Source organism: Pelovirga sp., assembly GCF_059864205.1.
This window is the reverse complement of sequence record NZ_JCBCBS010000112.1, coordinates 1-21759: the sequence shown is the minus strand read 5'-3', so window position 1 is coordinate 21759 and position 21759 is coordinate 1. Positions and strand designations below refer to the sequence as shown.

At 54.6% G+C, this 21759-nt stretch carries 17 protein-coding genes; 8 read left to right on the top strand and 9 right to left on the bottom strand.

All coding sequences use genetic code 11. The features are described 5' to 3' along the window. Nucleotides 1-287 (top strand): type II toxin-antitoxin system prevent-host-death family antitoxin (locus AC6F7T_RS07390; RefSeq protein ID WP_500717457.1); only part of this gene is annotated, 287 nt, incomplete at its 5' end. Next, a complete protein-coding gene (locus tag AC6F7T_RS07385; protein WP_500717456.1) occupies nucleotides 277-576 on the top strand; it encodes a type II toxin-antitoxin system mRNA interferase toxin, RelE/StbE family in 300 nt (99 codons plus the stop codon). The genes AC6F7T_RS07390 and AC6F7T_RS07385, both read left to right, overlap by 11 nt. Before the next feature lie 47 nt (nucleotides 577-623). On the opposite strand, the gene phoU is transcribed toward AC6F7T_RS07385, so the two are convergent. From phoU to AC6F7T_RS07355, 6 genes are all read right to left on the bottom strand, one after another. After that, nucleotides 624-1286: a phosphate signaling complex protein PhoU gene (gene phoU / locus AC6F7T_RS07380; protein ID WP_191157151.1), complete on the bottom strand. Its 663-nt coding sequence runs from the start codon at nucleotides 1284-1286 to the stop codon at nucleotides 624-626. Nucleotides 1287-1324: 38 nt separating this feature from the next. Beyond that, nucleotides 1325-1828, bottom strand: coding sequence for a hypothetical protein (locus tag AC6F7T_RS07375; protein ID WP_500717454.1), 504 nt, complete (start codon nucleotides 1826-1828; stop codon nucleotides 1325-1327). Nucleotides 1829-1909: 81 nt separating this feature from the next. Beyond that, the gene (pstB, locus tag AC6F7T_RS07370; protein WP_500717452.1) at nucleotides 1910-2815 is read right to left on the bottom strand and encodes a phosphate ABC transporter ATP-binding protein PstB; all 906 of its coding nucleotides are present in this window, start codon (nucleotides 2813-2815) and stop codon (nucleotides 1910-1912) included. Nucleotides 2816-2846: 31 nt separating this feature from the next. Continuing rightward, nucleotides 2847-4631 (bottom strand): phosphate ABC transporter permease PstA, encoded by a 1785-nt coding sequence (gene pstA / locus AC6F7T_RS07365; RefSeq protein ID WP_500717451.1) that lies wholly within the window; start codon nucleotides 4629-4631, stop codon nucleotides 2847-2849. A 72-nt stretch (nucleotides 4632-4703) separates the two neighbouring features. Continuing rightward, nucleotides 4704-7319, bottom strand: a complete 2616-nt coding sequence (locus AC6F7T_RS07360; RefSeq protein ID WP_500717449.1) for an ABC transporter permease subunit — start codon at nucleotides 7317-7319, stop codon at nucleotides 4704-4706. A gap of 194 nt (nucleotides 7320-7513) precedes the next feature. Further along, the gene (locus AC6F7T_RS07355; protein WP_500717447.1) at nucleotides 7514-8488 is read right to left on the bottom strand and encodes a phosphate ABC transporter substrate-binding protein PstS family protein; all 975 of its coding nucleotides are present in this window, start codon (nucleotides 8486-8488) and stop codon (nucleotides 7514-7516) included. Between the two features lie 430 nt (nucleotides 8489-8918). Here AC6F7T_RS07355 and AC6F7T_RS07350 point away from each other — a divergent pair, with 430 nt between their 5' ends. From AC6F7T_RS07350 to lhgD, 6 genes are all read left to right on the top strand, one after another. Next, the gene (locus AC6F7T_RS07350) at nucleotides 8919-9629 is read left to right on the top strand and encodes a 1-acylglycerol-3-phosphate O-acyltransferase (protein WP_500717446.1); all 711 of its coding nucleotides are present in this window, start codon (nucleotides 8919-8921) and stop codon (nucleotides 9627-9629) included. Continuing rightward, nucleotides 9613-11298, top strand: a complete 1686-nt coding sequence (locus tag AC6F7T_RS07345; RefSeq protein ID WP_500717444.1) for an RNase J family beta-CASP ribonuclease — start codon at nucleotides 9613-9615, stop codon at nucleotides 11296-11298. The genes AC6F7T_RS07350 and AC6F7T_RS07345 overlap by 17 nt, the downstream gene beginning before the upstream one ends. A gap of 1 nt (nucleotide 11299) precedes the next feature. Then, a complete protein-coding gene (locus tag AC6F7T_RS07340) occupies nucleotides 11300-13585 on the top strand; it encodes a DNA translocase FtsK 4TM domain-containing protein (protein WP_500717443.1) in 2286 nt (761 codons plus the stop codon). Between the two features lie 117 nt (nucleotides 13586-13702). Then, the gene (locus tag AC6F7T_RS07335; protein WP_500717441.1) at nucleotides 13703-14767 is read left to right on the top strand and encodes a type IV toxin-antitoxin system AbiEi family antitoxin; all 1065 of its coding nucleotides are present in this window, start codon (nucleotides 13703-13705) and stop codon (nucleotides 14765-14767) included. Further along, nucleotides 14764-15273, top strand: a complete 510-nt coding sequence (locus tag AC6F7T_RS07330) for a hypothetical protein (protein WP_500717440.1) — start codon at nucleotides 14764-14766, stop codon at nucleotides 15271-15273. Before AC6F7T_RS07335 ends, AC6F7T_RS07330 begins: the two co-directional genes overlap by 4 nt. Continuing rightward, on the top strand, nucleotides 15273-16469 hold the full coding sequence (gene lhgD / locus AC6F7T_RS07325) for an L-2-hydroxyglutarate dehydrogenase (protein ID WP_500717438.1): 1197 nt from the start codon (nucleotides 15273-15275) through the stop codon (nucleotides 16467-16469). The genes AC6F7T_RS07330 and lhgD overlap by 1 nt, the downstream gene beginning before the upstream one ends. An 82-nt stretch (nucleotides 16470-16551) precedes the next feature. Here the strand turns inward: lhgD and hisF are convergent, their stop codons facing one another. From hisF to AC6F7T_RS07310, 3 genes are all read right to left on the bottom strand, one after another. Beyond that, on the bottom strand, nucleotides 16552-17316 hold the full coding sequence (gene hisF, locus AC6F7T_RS07320; protein ID WP_500717437.1) for an imidazole glycerol phosphate synthase subunit HisF: 765 nt from the start codon (nucleotides 17314-17316) through the stop codon (nucleotides 16552-16554). 82 nt (nucleotides 17317-17398) lie between these two features. Continuing rightward, nucleotides 17399-19846: an AAA family ATPase gene (locus AC6F7T_RS07315; protein ID WP_500717435.1), complete on the bottom strand. Its 2448-nt coding sequence runs from the start codon at nucleotides 19844-19846 to the stop codon at nucleotides 17399-17401. Continuing rightward, nucleotides 19846-21093 carry a metallophosphoesterase gene (locus tag AC6F7T_RS07310; protein ID WP_500717433.1) on the bottom strand — a complete coding sequence of 416 codons (1248 nt, stop codon included), beginning with the start codon at nucleotides 21091-21093 and terminating at the stop codon, nucleotides 19846-19848. Before AC6F7T_RS07310 ends, AC6F7T_RS07315 begins: the two co-directional genes overlap by 1 nt. Between the last annotated feature and the right edge of the window lie 666 nt (nucleotides 21094-21759).

Sequence of the window (21759 nt, the reverse complement as noted above, 5' to 3'; positions counted from 1 at the left end):
TGATCCGTAAATTAGACCCCCAAAAGGCACAAAAAATGAAATCCATCCTGGCAAATTGCTCAGCAAGTATTTCCGAACTCAAAAAAAACCCCAGCGCCCTGATTGACCAGGCCAATGGGGAGCCCATTGTCATCCTTAATCACAACAAACCAACGGCTTACCTTGTCGCTGCAGAAACCTACGAAAAACTCATGGAAAGAATCGAGGATTATCAACTGGGCATGATCGTGAAAGAACGACAGAACGAAAAAATTTCCGCCGTCGATGTGGATATCGATGAGCTATAAGTACAAACTTAAATTTCTGCCGACGGCTCTCAAAGAATGGAAAAAGCTTGAGAGTTCCATTCAAGCACAATTCAAGAAGAAATTACAGGAACGCCTCGAGGAACCTCATGTTTTATCAAAGCAATTATCCGGTTTTGAGCGACATTATAAAATAAAACTTCGGGCCAGCGGCTACCGTCTTGTTTATGAGGTGATCGACACAGAAATCTGCGTCCTGGTCATTGCGATTGGCAAAAGAGACAATAACCAGGTTTACAAACAAGCACAGGACCGTACAAGAAAACCCTAGCCTCCAGCGACTGACTCACCATGGACAATGCCAATTCCCCGCCGGCACTAAAGGGGCGATTCGCTGTGGCGGACAATCTCGCCACGGGCGACATAGATCACCTCTTCGGCTAGATTGGTCGCCAGATCGCCAATTCTCTCCATGTTTCTGGAGATCACCAATTGATGAACCAATGACTCTGCTCGTTCAGGGTTTTTCTTCAGCGCCTGGCGAATGGTATTGGAGTTGGTTTTGTGCAGACGATTAAGGTTCTTTTCCAGACTGAACACATCGGCTGTGGCTTCGGCGTCAATATCGACCAGGGCCGCCATAGCCTGATGGAGCATCTGCCGGGCAATGGCCGCCATTTCAGCAAAGTCGTACACCAGTTCGGTATCATTCAGCTCTTTCAATTTGACGGTCCGCTTGGCAACATTAGCCGCCAGATCAGCGATGCGCTCCAGATCATTATTAAACTTAAGCACAGCAACCAAAAAACGCAGATCTACCGCAACCGGCTGATGCAGCGCCAGAATCTTGAAACATTCCTCCTGTAGATCAACCTCGCGCTGATCGATGGCATCATCGGCGGCAAGCACCTTTTTGGCCAAGGTTACGTCCATGCTGAGCAGGGCCTGTTTAGCCAACCTGACCTGCTCTTCCACCGCTTCACCCTGCTCTAAGAGCAGGGTTTTTAAGCGTTTTATTTCGCGGAAAAAAATCTGAGTCATAATTCTCTCATCGGCTGATGCAGCTAGGTCTAGCTAAATTACTTGGTCGCCAGATAGGCGTCGATCGTATCGAATTCGGGGGCACGGATGGTTATACCATTGGGTCCCGCACCCGGGCGCACCACATGTTTGGCGGGCTTACTTTTAGATGCAATATAGGCATCAGCCTCTTTGGTTCCTTCCTTGAATACCCACAGGCGGCCATCTTCAATGCCGGTGACAAATCCGGGTTTTGCCATTAGATAAGCGTCAATAACGTCAAATTCAGGCGCCCGAATCGTCATGCCGTTGGGTCCGGCGCCGGGGCGGACTACATGTTTAGCCGGTTTGCTCTTGGTGGCGGCATAGGCTTGTCCTTCCTTACTGCCGGCAAGGAAAACCCATAAACGTCCGTCTTCAACACCGGTAATAAAACCGGGACGATCATAATTCGACGTTGCTCCATGGTTGGCAGCACTGAGATCTTTTGCAGCACAACCGATGGTGACAACAGCCACCAGAACGAGCATTACTAGGGGCACGATATTTTTGAACCTGATCATTGTCTGTTTCTCCTTTGATTTTTTGGTGTTTGAATATCCCGACATCGGGGTCTTATCCGCTTTCACACGTGCAGACAGCCATCAACCAAAGCGGCCGGAAATATAGTCTTCCGTCTCTTTGAGCTGGGGCTTTTTAAACAGGGATGCTGTGGCACCATATTCCACCAACTGTCCCAGATACATAAAGGCGGTGTAATCACTGACTCGCGCCGCCTGTTGCATGTTGTGGGTAACAATCAGAATGGTGTATTCGCCGCGCAACTGATCGATCAGATCTTCGATTTTGCCGGTGGCGATGGGGTCAAGAGCGGAGCAGGGTTCATCCATCAGCAACATTTCCGGCTCGGAAGCAATGGCGCGAGCCACACACAGGCGCTGCTGCTGACCGCCGGACAGACCAAGGGCACTCTGATGCAGACGATCTTTGGCTTCATCCCACAGGGCAGCACCACGCAGGGAGGTTTCACAGACCTCATCAAGAATCCGACGATCACGGACGCCATCGATCCGCAAGGGATAGATGACATTTTCATAGATCGACATAGGGAAGGGGTTGGGCTTCTGAGCCACCATGCCCATGCGCTTGCGCAGTTCGATGACATCGACACCTTTGGCATAGATGGAATCTTCGTAGAGGTTCATCTCACCACTGATGCGCACCGAATCGACCAGGTCGTTCAGACGATTGACACTGCGCAGCAAGGTTGATTTGCCACAGCCGGAAGGTCCGATCAGGGCGGTGACCTTGGATTTTGGCACCTTCATCGACACATCAAACAGCGCCTGCGCATTGCCGTACCAGAGGCAGAAATTATTTACCGTCAGAACCGGCTCTTCGCGCTCCAACTGGTGATCGACAACCGGCGGAAACCATTTTCCGGCAGCGATCTCCTGCAGGCGCCCACGATTTTTGCGTTCGGCGTAGCCAGGATCGGCAGCCGTGCCATTACTACCGTTGGTTACTCGCGTTGTATCTGTTGTTACCATTAATCCAGCCTCTTCTTTGGAATAGTTAAACTTAAACCGCACTGACCACAAATTTGCGCCGCAACCGGTTACGCAACCAGATAGCCCCGACATTAAGCAAGGTGATGATCAGAATGAGCAGTAAGGTTGTGGTAAAGACCATGGGGATTGCCGCTTCACTGTTCTGGCTCTGGAACCCCAGATCATAGATATGGAAGCCCAGATGCATAAAGCTGCGTTCCAGATGAACAAAGGGGGCAATACTGTCGATGGGCAGCTCGGGAGCGAGCTTGACCGCACCGACCAGCATCAGCGGAGCGACCTCACCGGCACCCCGCGCCATGGCCAGAATCATCCCGGTCATGATTCCCGGCATCGCTCTTGGCAGCACAATGCGTTGGATCGTCTGCCACTTGCTCGCACCCGAGGCATAGGAGCCTTCGCGCATGGAACCGGGAACCGCCGCCAGGGCTTCTTCGGTGGCAACAATCACCACCGGCAAGGTCAACAGGGCCAGGGTCAGACTGGCCCACAAAATACCACCGGTACCAAAGGTCGGATTCGGCAGCTTTTCACTGAAAAATAACTGATCAATGGACCCGCCCACCAGATAGCAGAAGAATCCCAGACCAAAGACCCCGTAAACGATACTGGGCACACCGGCCAGATTGTTCACCGCGATGCGAATGACACTGACCAACGGTCCGGCTTTGGCATATTCGCGCAGATAGAGGGCCGCCAGCACGCCGAAAGGCACGACAAATACCACCATGATCAGGGTCATCACGACAGTTCCGAAGATGGCCGGGAAAACACCACCCTCACTGTTGGCCTCACGCGGATCACCCAGCAGAAACTCTTGCCAGCGATCCAGGTAAACACCCATGCGCCCGAGCAGGGAAAGCTGATTGGCGGGATAAGCGCGCACTACTTCCGCCATCCCCATGGACTTTTCCTGACCATTCACCGTCATCAGGCGGATCTGATAGCGATCATTCTCCTGATTAAGGGCGACGATCTCTTCGCGAATGTCTGCGTAACGTCGTTCAAATTCAGCTTCGCCTTGAGCAAATCGTTGTTGTTGCTGTTCCAGGGTGCGCTGGGCCTGGTTAAACTGCTCGGAGCGGACACCGTAGTCAATCCGTGCCTGCTGGGCGGCAATTTCTGCCCCACGCAGCTCCAGTCGGGCGCGTTCCTGCTGATGATTGATCTTACCGATATCCTTGCTTTCAAGAATGCGGCGTTGCTGCCAGCGCTTGCGAATATCGCCATGATGGCGCTCAAACTCACGCCAGACGTCGGCAGGAGTATCGGCAACCAATTCCCCATCGACGTAAAAAGCTGTCGGCACACCATAGAACCGCCCCCAGGTTAAACGCTCCATCACCACAAACCATTCCGGCTTCTCGATGCGTTCAATGGTGTAGTTACTCACCCAGGTAAAATGACTGTTATCAAGTTCATAGTTGCCGGTACGCACCAGCACCCGCTCAGCCAGCCCGTCATTGGCAGCAAGTAGTTGGCGCGCGCGCTCCTGGGCATCCTGCGGTAAAGTATCGATCAGTTCCGGCCTTGGCTCATAGGTGCTGGAACGCGTCACTTCTCCAGTGATCACCTGGCCGTTCACCGTGTGATAACTGGTGATGGCGCCGGGCCAGAAGGTCGCCATACCACGCACCACCACCAGCAGAATCAAGGCGATAATCATGACGCTGCACAAAGCCAGCATACCACCGGCAAGCCACACCATCGGCTGCCCCAATGAAGCCACTGAGGTACTGCTCCCCTGGCGGCGCCAGAGCCTTACTGTTGATTTGTTGCTGCTATTGCCAGTCAAGCCGGTATCTCCATCCATCTATTTGTCATGTTTTAAGGCCGTAACCTCTACAGCGAGAGCCTGTTACTCTGGTCACAACTGGAAGGCCCGTTTACGAAAGCGCTGCCTGATCACTTCAGCAATGGTGTTAATAGTAAAGGTCAGCAAAAAGAGGGTCAGGGCTGCCAGAAACAGGATGCGGAAATGGGTGCCATAGATAATCGCCTCCGGCAGCTCAACGGCAATATTCGCCGAAAGGGTCCTAAAGCCATTGAAAATATTCATTTCCATCACCGGCGTGTTGCCGGTCGCCATCAGCACGATCATGGTTTCCCCGACCGCCCGACCAAGACCGAGCATCACTGCCGAAAACAAGCCACTGGCGGCGGTCGGAATGATAATACGGATGGCGGTTTGCCAGGGGCTGGCACCAGCTGACAGGGAACCGGAACGCAGATGCTCCGGGACACTTGACAAAGCATCTTCGGCAATCGTGTAAACCGCCGGAATAATGGCAAAACCCATGACAAAGCCGACCACCAGGGCATTGCGCTGAACGTAGGTCCCCATGATCTGACCGGTGAAAGGGAAATCGCTGCGGATATCGATGCCGGCCGCCGTCAACAAGGAGGCCGCCAACCAGGACATCGCTGTAACAATAACGACACCGCAAGCAAACTTGACAATTTCCGTCATTCCGGTTGCAAAGCGTGTCAAGCCTGCGGTTCTGTTGCGCAACCAGGGATTGACCGTCAGTCCGTAGAACAGAGCCACGACAAAACTGCTTAAGGGGAGCAACAACAAAAACCAGCCACCGGTACCGGTCCCAACCTGACCATCGAGCCAGGCCTTGATATCACCGGCAAAGAGCAAGGCTTCAAGCACGGACCCGAGTTGTCGCGCTAACAGAATGCCGATGGGCAGGGCCAACAGGGCAATGATGTAAAAACGGAAGCGGGAAAAACGGACAAATTTGTCGATGGGCAGCAACAGAAACAGATATGCCGCCGCAACAAAAGACAAGGGCACCGTGATAAAGGCCGCCAGGACACTAGCTGTCTGCCCCTCAACGAAAACCGCAAAGACCAGCGCCGCCAGAAAACCCAGAACAACCGTCGGTAGGCTTTCCATCAACTCCACCAGCGGTTTCACCTGGGCTTTGACGCGCTTGTCTTCAAGAAATTCGCTGGTATAAACAGCCGCCAGCAGCGCCAGCGGAACACCAAAGAACATGGAAAAAAAGGTGGCCTTAAGGGTGCCGTAAATCAAGGGGATGAGACTGTATTTCGGCTCAAAATCGTCGGTTCCCCCGGTTGATTGCCAAACATAGCCCGGCTCATTCATCCCCTCATAATGGACCTTGCCGAACAGGGTGTGCCAGGTTGCGGTTGGATGTTTGTTGTCCAGATGCCAGCCCATCAGTCCGCTCGGTACCAGGGCGGCGAGCAGATTGTCGCGTGGCGCCAGGGCCACAGCAGCAACCGCTCCCTGGCCTGCTCTTTCTTCAACCAGCAACTGGTCACTGGTGACATGATAGGTGCGCACCGTGCCATCGGCAAAGCCGGCAGCGAGCAGGCGACTGCGCGTTGACGGGGCAAGGGCCGTAACTGCCGCCGGACCTTGACCCAGATCATGCACCAGGGTCAGCCTGCTGCCGTCGCTGGTCGCTGTCCCTTCAGGCCGGGTACGGAACCAGGCATTCAGGCGGCCTTGCGAATCACCGGCTACCAGGGTGGTACGACCAATCAGAAACGACAGGGACGTCAGGGTTGCGTTACCATCAGGGATCAGACTGAGTTCTTCAGCGACCGCCAGGGCATTGAAATTGCGACTATCGATACGCAGTAGATGGCCATCGCTCCAGGCCAGAAACGCCGTATCACCACGACCGGACAGCTCAAGCCACTGCGGCAACCCGCGCCGGTCGAGGTCGAGTTGCAGTGAGCCGCCGGTGACGGTAGTGGTCACTTGCCCGGTGAGCAGGTTGCGACGCGACACCATACGCTGGATCCGCAGCACGCCATCTTGCGTCAGATAGGTCAAGACCGGACCGCTGTTGGTATTGATCATGGAAATCAGCCGGATACCTTCATGCTCTGTCGCAACAAGAGCCTCGCTTTCCAGCTCCAGTTTCAACTGCCGCAATTGGCCAATGGGGGTGCGCTGGACAATGCCTTCATCCCAGGGTAGTGCCGAGCCGACTTCCATTTCCTGTAAAAATCCAGGCAATACCTGCTCATCAAGCAGAAATCTGGTTCTGAAACCGATTTTTTTCAACTCGATGCGGCCATCGGCAAAGGCGGCGATCAAGGTTTCCGACAGGGAGTCATAGGCCCAGGCCTGGGGCGTTTCTTCGGCAAAGACAGGTGTCTGCAGCAGGGTTTCACCATCATTGAGAACAAATGCCCGGGCACTGGCACCTGCGTCTTCCAGGGTCCAGGCGCTGAGCTGAAATTCGTCAACAATCAATAGCGGTGCCTGTTTGGTCGTAGCCTCGATGGTGGAGATCTTCTGGGCCGGGGTCATTTCGGCGGGAGCAAACAGGGGGACAACCACGGATGCCAGAAAAATAAACACGCCGGCGACCGCAATAATGGTTCCCAGGCCACCGAGGGAAATCAGCACCGTTGCTGCTACATCCATATACTTGATGCTTTTTTTGGTGGTGTAGCGACGCTGAGTGCCGGTAATTTTTTTCTTCTCTGCCATTTATTTGACCATCATTTATAAGTTTGGCGACTATTTCACCCTTATTGTCTTTCTCATCTGCCTGTCTTGATTTCCGCGGTCCCTTCTAGTCCCGACATCAGCATCAAGAGCCAGAAGGGATCGCGGAAATCTGCCCGGAAGCGCGACACTAATGTCTGCGGTTCCGGGCAGCAGGTGTTACCCGTCAAATTGTCCTATTTGACTCCCAGCTTCTGCAGTTGCTCCTGAGCAATCACATTGGACACCGGGAAATAGCCATCGCGCACGACATCTTCCTGGCCGTTACGACTGAAGATGTAGCGGGTAAATTCACGACGCAGCGGATCAATAGTGCTGCCCGGCTGGTAGTTGGTATAGACCATGAGGAAGCGGGCCAGGGGATAATTACCGGTATAGGCATTCTCTGCTGCTGCTGCATAGCACTGCTCGCCCGGGCCGCCGGCCAGAGGAACGGCGCGCACATCGGCAGTCATATAACCGATACCGGAGTAGCCGATACCGGCGAGCTCGCTGGCAACACCCTGTACGACAGAGGAACTACCCGGCTGTTCTTTCACTTCATCTTTATAGTCACCACCAAAAAGGGCGTTATCCTTGAAGAAACCATAGGTACCGGAAGCGGAGTTACGTCCGTAGAGACTGATGGGCAGGTTGGCAAACTGACCGGTCAGGCCAACATCACCCCAGGTGCGAATATTTTCAGCGTTACCACCGCGACGGGTTTTTGAGAAAATAGCATCGACCTGCTGCAGGGTCAGACACTGGATCGGGTTGTCCTTGTGGACATAGACGGCCAGCATGTCGATACTGGTGTTGAGCTCGGTCGGCTTGTAACCATAGCGCTTTTCAAAATCGTCCAGCTCTTTACCTTTCATCGGACGGCTCATGGGGCCAAAGTGGGCAGTGCCACTGACCAGGGCGGTCGGCGCCGTACCTGAGCCTTTGCCTTCGATTTCAATCTGGACATTGGGGTAGAAACTCAAAAATCCTTCGGCCCACAGGGTCATTTCGTTGTTCATGGAGTCGGAACCGATACTCTTCAAGGTCCCGGAAATCCCGGACACCGGGGTGTAAGGCTTTAAAGCAGGGTCAAGGGCCAGACCAACTGTCGGCAAGCCGACAACCAGCAGGCAGGTTGCAAGAAGTTTGGCTACTTTTTTTCTCATCATGATTCATCTCTCCTTTTGTTGGTGAAAATGACGTTCTGCAAATGACGTCTTAGTTGCTCATGTAGACGGCGCCATGATCGCGCTTTTTTTGTTAGGGCAGTGTTAGGGTTTGACGATTTTTTGATGAGACTGGTGACTTCACGCTATAACGCGCCGGCGCGTCGGTTGACCGGTTTATCGCTGGTAACCGGCTGCATGAGAAAAGTTTGACGCTGATACAGCTGTGACAGTAGAATGATCTGCTTTTATTTTTATGTAACTATTTACCATTATCCTTGTGCAGGGCCTTTGAGTCCTGTGGCAGGGGTGTTTGTCGCCATGGATGGCGACAACAAGCGGTCATGGATGACCCAACGGGAAACAATCGCGTCCCTTGACATAGGATTCAAAGGCCCTGTGCTGAACAGATACAGGAAGGGGTTATTAACAGGTGCTACGCACACTATTTTTTTATCTGGTTTTCTACCCCTGGACAGTGATTGCCCTGAGCATTGGCGTCTGCCTGTCCCTGTTCGGCCAGAATGTTGTTCACCGCTGGGGGATCCTGTGGGGACGCAGCTGTCTGTGGCTGGCGGGATTAAAACTCAAGGTAACAGGAAGCGAAAACCTCACAGGTGATGGCCCGGCAATTTACATCAGCAACCACCAGAGCAATTTTGACATCCCCTTGCTCTACGCCGGCCTGCCGATCCAGTTCCGCTGGATGGCCAAACAGGAGCTGTTCAACATCCCTCTCTTTGGGCTGGCAATGAAAAGTAGTGGTTATATCCCGATTGACCGTTCCAATCGTAAAGAGGCGATGCGCAGCCTGACAGCGGCGGCCAGGCGGATTCGCGCCGGCGTATCAGTCATCATCTTTCCGGAAGGAACCCGTAGCGCTGACGGTACCCTGCAGCCGTTCAAAAAAGGGGCACTGCTGTTGGCCGCTAAAGCCGGGGTGCCGATTGTGCCCATGGCGATTCACGGCAGTCATCAGGTACAGCCAAAGGGAAGTCTGCGCATCAATCCGACGCCGTTGCAGCTGACCATTATGTCCCCGATAGCTACAGATGGGCTGAAAATGTCGCACATCGATCAACTGACCGATCAGGTTCACGACCAGATCGCCCACTGCCTGGAAAACCATGAACAATCCAACTGAACATAGTGAAGAAGTCCGTCTGCTGCCCTTTGGCGGTTTTGGTGAAATCGGCATGAATCTGCTCGGAATCGAAGCGCAGGGCAAAATCCTGTTGATCGATTGCGGACTGATGTTTCCCGAAGCCTATATGTTCGGCATCGACCTGGTATTGCCCGACATCAGTGCCCTCGAAGAACGTCGGTCGGACATTGTCGGCCTGGTCCTGACCCATGGCCACGAAGACCACATCGGCGCCCTGCCTTTTTTATGGCAGCGCCTCGGCTCCCCTACTGTCTTCGGGACCGGCCTGACCCTGGGGCTACTGCAGCGCAAACTGAAAGAACATGACCTCGATCAGCGGGTTGAGATGATCGAGATCACACCACGCCGACAGATTGAACTCCCGCCCTTTACCGTTGAACCTTACCGCGCCGCTCACTCCATCGTTGATGGCGTCGGGCTGGCGATCCGAACCCCGGCGGGGTTGATTGTCCACAGCGGCGACTTCAAGATTGATCCCACCCCGGTCGACGGCAAAAACACCGATCTTGCGCGTCTGGCGGAACTTGGCGAGGAAGGCGTTCTGCTGCTGCTGGCCGATTCCACCAATGTCGAAAACGAAGGCTACACTCTGTCGGAACGCACCGTCGGCAAGGTACTGGAAGAGATCATCCCACGCTGTCCGCAACGGGTTATCCTCTCGACCTTTTCCTCTAACATCCACCGGATCCAGCAGGTCGCCGATGCGGCCCGGCTGGCCGGGCGCAAACTGCTGATCAACGGCCGCAGCATGGTTGGCAATATCGCCGTTGCCCGCCAGCTCGGCTACCTCACGATCCCCAATGAGCAATTTATCGAGCTGCGCGATCTGCCCCACCTGCCGCCGGAAGAGGTGCTGATTATCACCACCGGCAGTCAGGGTGAACCCTTGAGTGCATTGATGCGCATGGCCCTTGGGGATCACAAACAGATCAGCATCGAACCTGGCGATACAGTCATTCTCTCCTCCAAGTTTATTCCCGGCAACGAAAAGGCCATCAGCGACCTGATCAATCATCTCTATCGCCGCGGGGCCGAAGTCATTTACGAAAAAACCAGTGAAATCCATGTCTCCGGTCACGCCAGTCGGGAAGAGTTAAAGCTCCTGCAAGCTCTGGTCAAACCGCGCTACTTTGTTCCGCTTCACGGCGAATACCGCCATCTGGTCAAGCACCGCCAACTGGCCATGGAAATGGGAGTAGCAGCAGAAAACACCCTGGTTCTCGAAAACGGTCATGAGTTGATCATCAACGCCAGCGAACTACGCCGTGGCAAACGCTTTGAAAGCGGTCGGGTGTTTGTTGACGGTAAGGGGGTCGGTGACGTCGGGGTCATGGAACTGCGCGACCGCCGCCATCTGGCCAACCATGGGCTGGTGATTCTGATGCTGGCGATTAACCAGTCAACCGGTAAAATCATCCAGGGTCCGGACATTTTTTCCAAAGGTTTTATCCCCGAAGATTCGGACATTGGTGAAGCATTGCTGGCCGAAGCGCGCCAACGCGTCTGCGATCTGCTCGAAGAGCACAGCCTCGCCATGGTCGGTGATTGGGAGGAATTGCGGGTTGAAGTCCGCAAGGTACTACGTCGTTTTTTCAACCGCGCCATCGCCCGGCGCCCCTTAATTCTGCCGGTCATTCTGGAACTCTGATATGAACGTTAAAGAGAAAGAAGCAACAGCGTTGGCCGAACATCGGATGCGCAAGGAAATCCTCGGTCTGGTGTGGCTCGCCCTGGGCATTTTTCTGCTGATCTGTCTGCTCAGTTACAGCAATGACGACCCTTCCTTCAATAACAATCTGCAGCCGGAGCGGATCCGCAACTGGGTTGGGGTTTTCGGTGCCCATCTCGCCGACCTGATGTATCAGACCTTCGGTCTGACGGCGCTCTTGTGGCCCTTAGGCTGCCTCCATCTGGCATGGCGCTGGCTCAAATTTACTGATGTCCATTTTCGCATCACCCGCCTGATCGCTTTTCTGCTCATGCAGATCACGTTAGGAGCCCTGCTCGCCCTGCGTTTTAACAGTATCCCTCTGTTCGGCCAGCAAATCGATGAGGCCGGCGGTACCCTGGGGCGCATTCTGGTACAGATATTGACCCACTATCTCAATGTCGGTGGTGCGGCGATTGTACTGATTGTTTTTTTCCTGGTGGCACTGATCCTCTCGACCCGTTTTTCCTTCGTGCTGTTTATTGACGGCTTTCTTGATCGTCTGGGAAGACGTCTGGAGATGCGCCGCGAAGCCCGGCGCGCGCGCAAGGAATTAAAGAAAAAAACCCGGCAGCAGCGTGAGGAGAAAGGGCCGGCCATCATCACCAGCGAGCCGAAAAACCTGATCCCACCGCCGTCGACCCAAAAATCCAAAAAAAGAGCTAACGATAAAGAAGACCCCCAGGTCGCCTTTTCTTTTCTGGAGGCCAGTGGCGACTACCACATGCCGCCGGCCTCCCTGCTTGAACACGATGGCGCTCCGGCCAAACCGGTTGACCGTAACAGTTTGACCATGGCTGCGCGCATGCTGGAGAAAAAACTTCTCGATTTCGGCGTTGAAGGGGATGTGGTTGAGGTCAAACCGGGACCGGTGGTTACCATGTACGAATTTTCTCCGGCACCCGGGGTCAAGGTCAACAAGATCTCCAACCTGCAGGACGATCTGGCCATGGCGCTACAGGCAGTCTCCATCCGCATTGTGGCGCCGATTCCGGGCCGGGGTGTGGTCGGTATCGAGATTCCCAACAAAGATCGCGAAACCGTTTATCTCAAAGAAATCATCGACTCCGAGGCCTTCAACAAGCATGGCGGCAAACTCCCCATGGCCCTGGGCAAGGATATCTTCGGTCAGGTGGTGGTTTCCGATCTGTCACGCATGCCCCACCTGCTGGTCGCCGGCTCCACCGGTAGCGGCAAATCGGTTTCCATCAACACCATGATCCTGTCCCTGCTCTACCGTGCCGCGCCGGAGGATGTCCGGCTGATCATGATCGATCCGAAAATGCTGGAATTATCGATCTATGAAGGCATCCCCCATTTGCTCCTGCCGGTGGTGACCAACCCGAAAAAAGCCGCACTGGCCCTGAACTGGGCAGTGCGCGAGATGGAACGTCGCTACCAACTGATGGCGGCCAAAGGGGTCCGCAACATCGATGGCTACAATCGTAAACTCGTCAAAGAGGCCAAGGAAGCACAAAGCCGGGTGCCCGATCCGGAAGCGCAGTTGGACCCCAGCGAGCTGATGGACGAGCTGCCCCCCATCACCGCAGAAATCCCGCCGGAGGAACTGGAACACGGCCACCTCCCCTATATCGTCGTGATTGTTGATGAACTGGCCGACCTGATGATGGTTGCCGGGCGCGACATTGAAGAATCGATCGCCCGTCTGGCGCAGATGGCCCGGGCGGCCGGCATTCACTTGATTCTTGCCACCCAGCGACCCAGCGTTGATGTTATTACCGGTCTGATCAAAGCCAACTTTCCAACCCGGATCTCCTTCAAGGTGTTTTCCCGTATCGACTCGCGCACCATCCTTGATTCCATGGGTGCTGAAGCCCTGCTCGGTATGGGCGATATGCTCTTTCTCCCCCCCGGGGTCGGTTACCTGGAACGGGTCCACGGCGCCTTTGTTTCCGAACTCGAGGTGCAGCGCGTCGTAGAATTTCTCTCGCGGCAGGGCAAGCCCGAGTACGACAAATCAATCCTCACCACCCCACCAACTGCTACGGAACAGGCCGGCGAGGACGACTACGATGAACTCTGGGACGATGCGCTTAAAATCGTCAGCGACACCCGCCAAGCTTCCATCTCCATGATCCAGCGGCGTTTGCGCGTCGGTTACAACCGCGCTGCGCGCATGATCGAGAAAATGGAGCAGGAAGGCATCGTCGGCCCCTCCGACGGCAGCGGCAAACCCCGTGAGGTCCTGATCAGCAAGATCGAGTAGGGGCACGGCGCGCCGTGCCCCAGTCGCTCCGCCTTGACAGAATGACTCATTTCTGCCAACTTCACAGATAATGAACAAAAGACTATAGTGAACGGCATTCATCAGTATGAGGTTTCTATGCCACGTAAACCCCGCCTGGAAGACGATCAGATCATCTATAACAGCATGCAGGCCATCCGCGGCATCCCCCAGGCCAAGATCGAATTCATGATGCAGAAAATCGGTGGCCCTTTTGCCGGGGCTTTCCGTCTGTCCGGCCCCTGGGGGGAACGTTACTACTACATCAAGGTGGTGCCGCGTTTAACCGCCGACATCGCTGATCTGGTCATCCATCAACTCAAAACCTCGCCGGCGCCACAGAATGCCGCACCGCTGCTGGTCAGCAATTACATTTCCGCCAACATGGCGGCAAAACTGCGCCAGAGCAAGATCGAGCATGCTGACTGTGCCGGCAATGTCTATCTTGACCAGATGCCGTTGTACATCGACATCAGTGGCCGCAAGCATACGCTAAAACCGCCGACGGTAGACCGACTGTTCCGTGCCGGTGGCCTTAAGCTGATCTATCTGCTGCTGCGCAGCCGCAAAGCAATCAACGCGACCTATCGGGCCCTGGCCGATGATGCCGGCATTGCATTGGGGGCTATCGGCAGCCTGTTTAGTGAACTGGAAAAACGTGGCAACTTGATTCAGGATGAACAGGGAAAACGGCAATTAACAGCCATCGAGGAACTGCTGCAACGCTGGCAGCTGGGCTACATCGAAACCCTGCGACCGCGCCTTTTTCTGCAACGCTGCAGTTTGGCTGCCGGTGACACGCCGGTCAGTCTGGCCCAACGGCTGAAACAGCTGAACGTCAGTTCGCAGGTATTCATTGGTGGTGAACTGGGTGCCAGCCTGATGACACGCGGTTTTCAGCCACAATCGGCCGTGCTCTATCTGGAAGCGGAGCAACAACTCAAAACCATGCTGCAATTGCATCTGACCTCCGACCCTGGCGGCGAGGTCACCCTGCTGCAAACCTTTGGGCGCCAGTGTCGCTGGACCGGTCTGCAACCGGAAGGACTGACCCTGGCCGACCCCTTGTTGACCTTTGCCGAACTCAACGATTCCAGCGATGAGCAAATGGCCATCCGTCTCTATCAGCAATACCTGGCACCGCGCTTTAACGATGACAAATGACTTGCACGCAACCTTTGTCATCCGCAGATCAGCCGACACCGCACTTGCTTGCTGTTGATGCCGGTCTGCATACCGGACTGGCGCTATACAATCGCAACAACCAACTGCTGTGGTATCGTTCCCACCATCTGGCTGATCAGCAGAAATTAAAACGCCTGGTCGCCACACTATTGCGCAACACACCGCAGCCGACCCATATTTATCTGGAAGGGGGCGGCCCCCTGGCCGAACTGTGGCAACGCGAAGCGCTGAAACTGAAGCGGGTTTTCGTCTCGTTACATGCCGGCCAATGGCGTAAAAAGCTCTTTTATGCACGTCAGCACCCAAACGGTCGCGTTGCCAAACAACAGGCACTACTGATGGCCGGCGGCGTTATTGATCACCTCAGCCACAAAAAACCGACGGGACTGCGTCATGACACAGCTGAGGCGATTCTGATCGGACTTTACGGATTACTGGATCTCGGCTGGCTTGAGCGCTGGCCCCCGCAAAAGGAGGACATCTGATGGTTAACTACGATTTCATTGTCATCGGTGGCGGCATTATCGGTCTGGCTACCGCATGTCAGTTGCAGCGGGATTATCCAGATAGCAAGATTGCTGTTCTTGAAAAGGAATCGCGCCTGGCTCTGCATCAGACCGGTCGCAACAGCGGCGTCATTCACGCCGGGGTCTACTACACACCGGGAAGCCTCAAGGCACAGTTCTGTCGGGAAGGAAACCGCGCAACCAAAGAATTCTGCCGCAAGCACGGCATCCCGTTTAAGGAAACAGGCAAACTGCTGGTGGCGACCAACCATGCCGAGTTGGGGCGGATGCAGGATCTGTTAGAGCGCTGCCGCCAGAACGACATTCCGACCGAGGTCCTCGATCGGCAGCAACTGCAGGAAAAGGAACCCAATGTCGTCGGCCTGGGGGCAACCTGGGTGGCAAACACCGGTATTGTCGACTATGCCAGGGTCACCTACAAACTTGCCGAATTGTTCACCGGCGCCGGTGGCGAGATCCACACCAACTGCCGCGTTACCGGGATCAGCGACGCGCAAGAGGTGACGGTCACCACCAGCATCGGCCGTTTTTCCGGCAAATTTGTTGTCGGCTGTGCGGGTCTGCACTCTGACCGCTTGATCCGCATGCTGGGTAAGGAACCGGAATTTCGCATTCTGCCGTTCCGTGGCGAATATTTCCAGCTGCCTGTCGACAAACGCCGGATTGTTACCCATCCGATCTACCCGATCCCCAATCCGGAATTGCCATTTTTAGGCATCCACCTGACTCCGATGAGCGACGGTTCCCTCACCATCGGTCCTAACGCCACCCTCGCTTTAGCGCGCGAAGGCTACAGCCGCTGGTCAATGAACCTGCTAGATATGATCGAGATGTTCGGCTATGCGGGGCTCTACCGGCTGATTAAAAAGTATCCGGGACCAACCCTGACGGAACTGAAAAACTCTCTCTACCGCCCCGGCTACCTGCAACTGGCAAAGCGCTACTGCCCGCAAATCGAGCTCGATGATCTGTGTCCCTACCCCTCCGGGGTGCGCGCCCAGGCGGTACAAGCCGACGGCAAAACCCTTGATGATTTTCTCTTTGTCAAAGGGCAGCACAGCCTGATCGTCGGCAACGCTCCGTCACCCGCAGCGACTTCGGCGTTGCCGATCGCCCGCCACATCTGCGATCAGGTTAAAGAACTCCTCGACTGAGTCGAAGGTACTGTCATCAGCGCGAAAAGCCCAGGTTGGTGCCAATCTGGGCTTTTCGCTTTTTATTGCTGGCAGCTAAAGATTAAAGACGCACTGCCAGCCCGCGTTCACGCAGATACTCCTTGACCTCACGAATTCGAAAGGTACGGAAGTGGAACACAGAGGCAGCCAACAGGACCTGAGCTCCCCCCGTGACCACACCATCATAAAAGTGTTCAAGTGTGCCCGCTCCACCGGAGGCTATCACCGGCACACTGACCGCATCCGCAATCGCCCTGGTGAATTCCAGATCATAACCGGCGCGGGTACCGTCGCCATCCATACTGGTGGGCAGAATGGTTCCGGCTCCCAATTTCTCACACTCTCGCGCCCAGGCGATGGCATCCTTGCCAACCGGCCTGGTGCCACCGGAAACCACCAGCTCAAACCCGGATGGCATTTCCGCACTACGCCGCGCATCAACAGCAACGACAATCCGCTCGGAACCAAATTTTGTTGCCGCCCGGCTGATCAAAACCGGGCTGTTAACCGCAGCACTGTTCATAGACACTTTGGTCGCGCCGGCAGCAAGGGTGTCTTCAATATCTTCAAGACTACTGATGCCGCCACCCACAGTTAACGGGATGGAAATGACTGCTGCGACGCTTCGTACCCAATCAAGACGGTTGCCGCGATTTTCGAGGGTGGCGGCGATATCGAGCATAGCCAGCTCATCGGCCCCTTCCTGCTGGTAAAATATGGCGTTCTCGACCGGATCGCCGGCATCCTTGAGATCAACAAAGTTAACCCCCTTGACCACCCGACCATCCTTCATATCAAGACAGGGCATAATCTTTACTGTTTCCATTGTTTTCCTCCTGCGTGAGTTTTTTTATTTACCGCAATAATCCTGATCAATCCAACTGTACTCCGAAGCAAGGTTGGCTTGATTAATCGCCCTCTCCAATCGTTATAATCTGATCGGTAATTTCGGTAAATGCGACATCATGACTGATCAGAAACAATTGATCGTACCAATGTTCGGTGACCTCTTCCTTGCCGACATCGATAGCCCTGAAGGCATGAGCCAGGTTCTCACGGCGCGTCACATCGAGGTTGGAGGTTGGTTCATCAAAGAAGGCAATACGGGCGCCGATCGTTTGCAACATGGCCAGACGCAGGGCAACCACGGCGCTCATCATCTGACCGCCTGAGAGCTGGTCATCGGCTCGTTCACGCAGTTCACCAGCGACCATATCGCGCAGTACAATCTGATAGTTGTCACCCCAGGCTAATTCCTCATCAATTTCTGCGATGATTCGATAGATGCGATTGGCGCGCTGGCTGATTTCCTCGCGGAAGCGTTCAGAGAGATACCCGGAGACATTCCGGAACACCCGGTTGCGCAGGAACTTGACCAGTTCATCCTTCTCCTTATACGCCTTGATCCGCCCCCGCTTGTCGACGATTTCCTGTTCAATCTTCTTGAGCTTGTCGACTTCACCGGCAAGACGGGAGACATCAATGACCAGCCCCTTTATCTTCTGGCCGAGGGCGCTGACACCACCCCAAAGGTTGTCTTTCTGCTGACGCAGCCTTTCATGTTCGGCGGCGTCATACGCCTTTCCCGCCCCACTGAAAGCCGCTTGCCTGGCTTCGAGATTATTTTGCAACTGCTTGAGGTGCTTGTCGAATTTTTCCAGATCAGCGCGGCGCTGGTCCAATTCTTCCGCCTGTTGCTGATTGGCTAGATAACGGTCACGAGCTTCCTGGTGGCGCATCTTCTCCTTCTCAGCCGCTTCGATGTCGGTTTGCAACCGGCTGTAGGTATCCAGCACCTTGTGTTTTTCATCAAGCTGCTGCTGCGCTGTTGATTGTTCCTTTTGCAACGCGACCAGGCTTTCAGCCTTAAGCTCGTTCAGGTTGCGACGCTCCGCCAGCTTTACCAACTGAGAATCCAGCCCTTCGAGTTTAACCGCAATCGCCTTGAGCTGATCGTTGGCACCACTGGCCGCCTTCTCCTCCAGTTCGAACTCCTGAACTTCCTTTTGCAGGCGCCGGCATTCCTGGTCCAGCTCAGAGAATTTAGCCGAGAAGACATCGGCCGGAGGACTTGCGGCGATATTGAGACACGGCTCCTGGAAGAACGGGCATATCCCCTCATCAAGCTTTTCGTTCCCCTCTTCCAGGCCCGCCCGGCGTCCTTCGAGTAGCCCAAGCTGCTTGCGCACCCCTTCAAGGTTCACACGGATTTGCGGCAGTCGCTCCGCCAGGGCCTTTTGCTCATCATCAAGGGACAACGCCTTCCGGCCTTCAACCAGGGTCTTCTCTTCGGCCGCCAGTTCTTCGCGGGTTCCCTGGATCGTTTGAGTTTCAACCTTGAACCGTTCGGTCAACCTGGCAAGCTGATTTTTGAGATCAGCGACTTCCTGTTCCTGTTGCCGCTGAACCTTGAGTTTCTCCCGCAGTTCGCCCAGCTGCTTCTCGGCCTGTTCGTAGGCTTTTTTGCCGGGCGTGGTCGCTGCGATGATCTTGTGAGCTTTTTCTGCCTCCTCGACCAGGAGCTTCTGCTTGCCGATCATCTCGTTACCGTTACTGATCCGCTCTTTGAGGGTTTCGACCTCTTTTTCAAGCTCCTTAAGCTGCTTTTCGCGCTCATCTACAGTGAGGAGAAGTCCTTCAAGGTCCTTGAGTTGCCGCTGTTGCAGCACCAGATCCTTCTCGGCCTGAGCAAGATCCTTCTGCGCCGCTTGATGCTCCTCCCTTTTCGCCGGCAGCTCAGCTACCTGGCTCTGGAGCGGGCCGATTGCGCTTTCCAGGGCGTCCACCCTGGCCTTGATGGCACTGGTCAATACCTTGGTCTCGTTGAACGTCTTCCGCCAGGTGTCAATGCCGAGGATTTCGTCAAACTTGTCACGCCGTTTGGTTGCTTGCTTGATGACAAAGGGGCCGAGAAATTCGTGTTGAAACGGGCCGATCACCAGTTCAAACTGTTCAGCCAGTGAACGCACCGATCTCAGCCCGAGCAACTCCTTGAGGCGCCCTTCGGTTTCTTTACTGTCCTTATGCTCCTCCACTTCAAAATCGCCGCCGACCTCTTTCGCCAGAAGCCACTTGGACGCTGTACCAACGCTGCGACTGACACGATAACGGCCGTCTTCCGCGAGCTGAAACACAACGGCAATTTCTCCCCGCCTGGCCCCGATGGTCACGAAGCGATCGACGTTGCCGACAAAGCTTTGCGCATCGACTCCGAACAGGGCATAACCGATCGCTTCAAAAATGGTGCTTTTGCCGACCCCATTAGGACCGGAGAGGACGTTGATACCGGGGGAGAAGTGCAGTTCGGTGTCGCGGTGCGACTTGATGTTTTTAAGCTGAATGGAGAGGATCTGCATCAATTGCCCTCCGTGTCCAGAAGGGCCAGCAATTCATCACCGTCGACATCACCTTTCTGCACGGCATTCTTCAGGGTGATGGAGAGCCGGATCAGTTCTTCTTCACGGCCTTGGTATTCGCTGCCGGAGGTGATCAGATCATGCAAAACCTCTTGTTCGATCTCCTCCAGGCTTTTATTGGCTCCGTTCATCCCTTCGGAGCTGCTGACGAGGGAGAGGTGATTCTTGATCTCGACATGCAATGGGTCGACCAATTCTTCCATCACCGCTCTCAGCCGTTCCCGCCCCAACTCAAAGGGATGAAACCCGACGCGACCAACCAGCTTTAACTCCACTAGAGGTTGACGTTCATCACCGCAGCGCTCGAGCAGGGCGACGACCTGTTCGCTGAACACAGCGAGGGCCTGTTCGGCATTCTCCGCACCACTGAGATCAATGGTTTCAACAAACATCGGACGCGGCGACGTATTCCTGAATACCGGGGTAAACTCGCCGTTCGCGAAAGTGACATGGTAGAAACCCTTAGCGTACTTCTCTTCACCAAAATTGACGCATTCAGGCGAACCGGGATTAAAGGCGTAAGGCCTGCCTTCCGGCGCTTGAATCACATAGGGTTTGTGACCGTGACCGAGGGCAACGTAGCCGAACTTCTCGGCCAGAGGAAGGGCTTCTTCCAGTTTCATGTTGCCGATTTCGACCGGGGAATATTTCCAGATGCCGACGTGGAAGATCAGCAGGTTGTTCTCTGTAGTAACCGCATTACAGATACGTTCCACATGATGACCGGCCTGGGCACCGATATAGCCAAGACCATAAATATTAACCTCGTTGATGGCGATATGCCCGCCCATACCGGTTTTTTCATCGAAGGGAGCGAAGCGATAATCGCCATCATCGCTGCGCGCCGGCCGCAACAGTTTGATATAGCCCATCTGCGACAGCGCTTCCATCCATGAGATGTTGTCGCGACGATGGATCCAGTCGTGGTTGCCTTCGATAGCGATACAGGGGATTTCGGCATCCTTGAGGGGTTGCAGGGTGGTGATAGTGCGGGCAAAAGTTTTCGGCAAAATCTGGCCGACATGGAACAGATCGCCACCAATCAGCAGAGCGTCGACCTGCTCACGGATGGCTTCGGCACAAATGCCCGCCAGGCAGGCAAAGAAGTCGTCGTAACGTTTGCTCTCGCCGGGAGAGTTGCGGTAACTTTTTCCCAAGTGGATATCGGATGTGTGAATGAATTTCATAGTAGCCGCGCGTAGCTGTAAAGGAATTTGATTCAAACGATAACTAGTAACATCTGGCGGAGAGTCGCGCAATCATCGATTGCCATTTATCCGACAACAGCAATTCGCAATGTCACACCCCAAATGCCTTCATTAGCGTCGTAACAAATGCGCGCAACAATCACAAGAACACCAAAACCCTCTTGATGGGAGCTTCCGATCATGCAGTATTTGCAGGAAAGCCACGAACAGAGAGTTGATGATGCTAGAAAAACAATGGGACTAAAAACCAGACGTAACTATTCAGCACTATCCTTGCGCAGGGTCGAGGGTCCTGTGACAAGGGTGTTTGATGCCATGGATGGCGACAACAAGCGGTCAGGGATGACCCAATGGGAGACCATCGCGTCCCTTCACATAGAATCCGAAGATCCGGTGCTGAACAGATACTCAACTTTTTCATTATCAATCCCCCTGATACTCAAGTGGGTACGGTTTTGATCTGCCAGCTTGTCTTTTTTTTTGCATTTCTCCAAGACCCAAAATTGATGCACTCGCAAAAAGTCATAGGATGGCTAAGCAAAAATTTCGTCCTACAAGGCCTGGTGGTTTTTCAGGGGCGCAGGCATACATAGAGTATGTCAAGATCCTGAAAAAACGCCGTAACGCCGTAGGGCGGACTTTTTG

What these genes read in the sequence shown, in the direction of transcription:
- AC6F7T_RS07385 (WP_500717456.1), top strand. Translation starts at nt 277, where the DNA reads ATGAGCTATAAGTACAAACTTAAATTTCTGCCGACGGCTCTCAAAGAA.
- phoU (WP_191157151.1), bottom strand. Translation starts at nt 1,286, where the DNA reads ATGACTCAGATTTTTTTCCGCGAAATAAAACGCTTAAAAACCCTGCTC.
- AC6F7T_RS07375 (WP_500717454.1), bottom strand. Translation starts at nt 1,828, where the DNA reads ATGATCAGGTTCAAAAATATCGTGCCCCTAGTAATGCTCGTTCTGGTG.
- pstB (WP_500717452.1), bottom strand. Translation starts at nt 2,815, where the DNA reads ATGGTAACAACAGATACAACGCGAGTAACCAACGGTAGTAATGGCACG.
- AC6F7T_RS07360 (WP_500717449.1), bottom strand. Translation starts at nt 7,319, where the DNA reads ATGGCAGAGAAGAAAAAAATTACCGGCACTCAGCGTCGCTACACCACC.
- AC6F7T_RS07355 (WP_500717447.1), bottom strand. Translation starts at nt 8,488, where the DNA reads ATGATGAGAAAAAAAGTAGCCAAACTTCTTGCAACCTGCCTGCTGGTT.
- AC6F7T_RS07345 (WP_500717444.1), top strand. Translation starts at nt 9,613, where the DNA reads ATGAACAATCCAACTGAACATAGTGAAGAAGTCCGTCTGCTGCCCTTT.
- AC6F7T_RS07340 (WP_500717443.1), top strand. Translation starts at nt 11,300, where the DNA reads ATGAACGTTAAAGAGAAAGAAGCAACAGCGTTGGCCGAACATCGGATG.
- AC6F7T_RS07335 (WP_500717441.1), top strand. Translation starts at nt 13,703, where the DNA reads ATGCCACGTAAACCCCGCCTGGAAGACGATCAGATCATCTATAACAGC.
- AC6F7T_RS07330 (WP_500717440.1), top strand. Translation starts at nt 14,764, where the DNA reads ATGACTTGCACGCAACCTTTGTCATCCGCAGATCAGCCGACACCGCAC.
- lhgD (WP_500717438.1), top strand. Translation starts at nt 15,273, where the DNA reads ATGGTTAACTACGATTTCATTGTCATCGGTGGCGGCATTATCGGTCTG.
- hisF (WP_500717437.1), bottom strand. Translation starts at nt 17,316, where the DNA reads ATGGAAACAGTAAAGATTATGCCCTGTCTTGATATGAAGGATGGTCGG.
- AC6F7T_RS07315 (WP_500717435.1), bottom strand. Translation starts at nt 19,846, where the DNA reads ATGCAGATCCTCTCCATTCAGCTTAAAAACATCAAGTCGCACCGCGAC.
- AC6F7T_RS07310 (WP_500717433.1), bottom strand. Translation starts at nt 21,093, where the DNA reads ATGAAATTCATTCACACATCCGATATCCACTTGGGAAAAAGTTACCGC.